This is a genomic window from Pseudomonadota bacterium, assembly GCA_018823135.1.
GTDB lineage: Bacteria > Desulfobacterota > Desulfobulbia > Desulfobulbales > CALZHT01 > JAHJJF01.
Window position 1 is genome coordinate 1 of sequence record JAHJJF010000131.1, and the last position, 3201, is coordinate 3201.

Annotated in this window: 3 protein-coding genes; all 3 read right to left on the reverse strand. The window is 45.2% G+C overall.

Features of this window, described 5'->3' with window-relative positions; translation table 11 throughout:
- A partial coding sequence (locus tag KKE17_13685; GenBank protein ID MBU1711049.1) for a GNAT family N-acetyltransferase occupies positions 1-803 on the reverse strand: 803 nt, incomplete at its 3' end.
- Positions 804-1326: 523 nt separating this feature from the next.
- On the reverse strand, positions 1327-2349 hold the full coding sequence (locus KKE17_13690) for a Gfo/Idh/MocA family oxidoreductase (GenBank protein MBU1711050.1): 1023 nt from the start codon (positions 2347-2349) through the stop codon (positions 1327-1329).
- Between the two features lie 162 nt (positions 2350-2511).
- Positions 2512-3138 carry a sugar transferase gene (locus tag KKE17_13695; protein MBU1711051.1) on the reverse strand — a complete coding sequence of 209 codons (627 nt, stop codon included), beginning with the start codon at positions 3136-3138 and terminating at the stop codon, positions 2512-2514.
- Positions 3139-3201 lie beyond the last annotated feature (63 nt).

The following is a 3201-nucleotide window of genomic DNA, read 5'->3' on the forward strand; positions in this document are numbered from 1 at the left end:
CTGAAACCCTTTTCACAATACCATTCAAGCGCCTTCCACATGACCAGGTTGTTCGGCCGGAGATCCTGGAATGTAAAATCTGATGCGCCATATTTGTAAATTGCTTTATCACCTATATGGAAATAAACAGAGGCTGCACATACCTGCCCCCTATAGCGGGCGTTGACAAACAGGCCATGCCCTTTTGAAATGATATGATCGTAAATATTTGTAAAAAATGAAAACGGCTGCGGCGGAAGCCCGTGCATTTTCCGTGTCATACAATGCAAACGATAGAATTCATCCATGGCCTCGGCAGTGTCGCTAATATCAACTTCAACCCCGGCCTTTTTTGCCTTTTTGATATTTCTTTTATGACTGTCCCGAAATTGTGAAAAAACTTTTTCTGCCCCTATGGAAAGATCAAGGACATGTTCATAATACCATGATGAGGGCTGACTGGTTTGGCAGAGACCGTCCCCACCGCGGATTTCCAGGTATTTCCAGCCGGCTTTTCTGCCGTATTGTTGAAGCGCCTCCCATACCCCTCGACCATCTCCCTGCGGAATCATCGGTTCGCAGAAATCGGTAAAAGGCAGCGAAACACCCCTTTTCCCGGTGAGAAAACTCTTTATTTCCATGATCGGCACGAGAACCGCTAATCTGCCTTTATCAATTGCCGTAAAATAAAGGGGCTTATAACCGTAGGCATCATGCAAAACCTTTGCCCAATAGGAAGTCTGGAAGAAAGAATAGTGTTCATTTGTTAATAAAAGTTTATCCCAATCAGGATAATCAATGGGGTTTATGATTTCCAGTTTCATTGCGACGGGTGTTTCCCCGGGGGATCAGAAGGCTGTTTCACCGCGTTTTGTGCACCGCGAAGAACGATAAATGCGAATATCGTTTTAATCGTCCGATGTTTTGTTAGAGGACCTGCAATCGTCCGATGTTTTGTTAGAGGACCTGCAATCGTCCGATGTTTTGTTAGAGGACCTGCAATCGTCCGATGTTTTGTTAGAGGACAATATCGAACCGCAGAATGTCGAATGTCGAAGTGAACTGATTTACCTATATAATTCTTCATCCTGCTATAGATTCAATATCCGGAAAAATTTAATCCCGCAGTTTTATTCTATTCTGCGTTTCCCTCAATTCTTTGAGAGAAATTTTCATTTTATGAATAAAATCAGATCGAGATTCTGCAGTTCGAATAATACTAACTGCAAAATCAATCAACCGATCCTCAAGATCGTAATCTCCTCTTCCCTTCAACATTCGACATTCAGTATTCGATATTCGATATTCTCTTTAAAATATTCTTCACTTTCTTCTTCTTGAATCTTCTTAGTATTTCTTCTCAATCATTACTTTATTCCCGCCGTTTCTCAATGACTCTGAAGCCGCCTCAAGAATCTGGACAACCCGAAGGCTTTCAGCGGCACCTGTCAGTGGCATATCACCGGATTTTATGCAATCCAGAAAATGCTGACATTCAATTTTCAGCGGCTCATCCTGCTTGATATACGGCGAATACATGTCGCCATAGTGATAGGAATGTTGAAAATCGCCAAAGGTATCGTAGTGGGGAGGCTTCTCCACACGCTTGTCATAGATCTTAACTTTTTCATTGGGCTCCAGATCATTATAGACAAGCATCCGCTTACTGCCCACAAAGGTCATTTCCCTGATTTTATTGGGATCAAGCCAGCTGCTCTTGATGGTGGCAAAGCGGTTGTTGTCAAAATTAATCGTCATGTTGGTAATATCTTCGATCCCCTCATTCACATTGGCATTCCCCTGGCAATTGACCGATACGGGCACTGCGTCCATAACATACAGGATAATGGAAATATCATGTGGCGCAAGATCCCAGGCCACATTGATATCCTTCTGGAACAGGCCCAGATTCAACCGCCGGGCACTGATATAATAAAGGGTTTTGCCGAGATCACCACCGCTGATAATTTCCTTAATCCTCCGAACCGGCTGGGAATACAGAAAGGTATGGCCGACCATCAGGGTAAGCTTTTTCTTTTCGGCAAGCGCTTTTAATTTTACACACTCGGCAACGGACGCGGCCATGGGCTTTTCAATGAGGGTATGTTTGCCGGCATTGAGGCTTTTTTCAGCCAGCTTGAAATGGGCGTGCACCGGAGTCGCTATGGCGATGGCATGGATTTCCGGATCGTTGATCAATTGCTCGTAATCTTTGGTTGTCTCAGCCGCCGGATAGAGGGTTTTCATGTGGGCCAGGCGCTCCTCGCTCAAATCGCAGATAGTCTTGACCTTGCAGTCTTTGAGTGAGTTGAAGTTACGAATGATATTCGGACCCCAGTATCCACAACCAACAATGGCAATATTAATCATTTCTTCCCCTTTGGATCTGCTGTTTTTAATAAAAATTTATCAACCGAATGCGTTTTGCAGGTGACCGAACAGATTGGAGTGACCTTCTGCCTGGGTGCACCCCAACACTTTACTACTTTCCAAAAATAAAAACAAAAGAGAAAAGAGAATAAAAAGAATCTGTTAAAGGATTTCCTTGATTTGCGAGACTATGGCCCGAGGAGTCAGCAACAGGATCTTTATATCATGCCACAAAGACCGATTCCTGAGATAACGGATGTCCAGGCGGACCATCTCCTTAAAGGTGAGGCGATTCTTGCCGCTTATCTGCCACAGCCCTGTCATGCCGGGGATGGTGGAGAGTCGAGCCCTGTGCCAGCGGTCATACTCATCAACCTCATAGGGTATGGGCGGCCGGGGCCCGATAAGACTCATGTCGCCGATAAGGACGTTGATAAGCTGGGGCAACTCATCTATACAGCTCTTACGTAAAAAATTACCACAAGGAATTATCTGTGGATCGTGATCAAGCTTGGTCATGGGCTTGCCTGCACTTCCAGGCGAATTGTCGTCCTTGATAAGCTCGGCAAGAAGTTTCTGATGGGCCGTGGTGTCGGCATTGACCTTCATGGTCCGGAATTTAAAAAAGGTAAATGTTTTTCCACCAAATCCTATCCGCTGCTGTTTGAAAAAAACCGGCCCCGGCGATACAGTCTTGATGAAACCGGCGATGAGCATAAAAACAGGCGCACAAATCATGAGGCCAAGGCTGGCGCCGGCTATATCCGTCATCCGCTTCCATTTCGGCATTCTATGATTTGCCGTTAAGATGATATCGTGGCCCGTTTTTTTGCTTTTTCCCCGGGCTTCAGA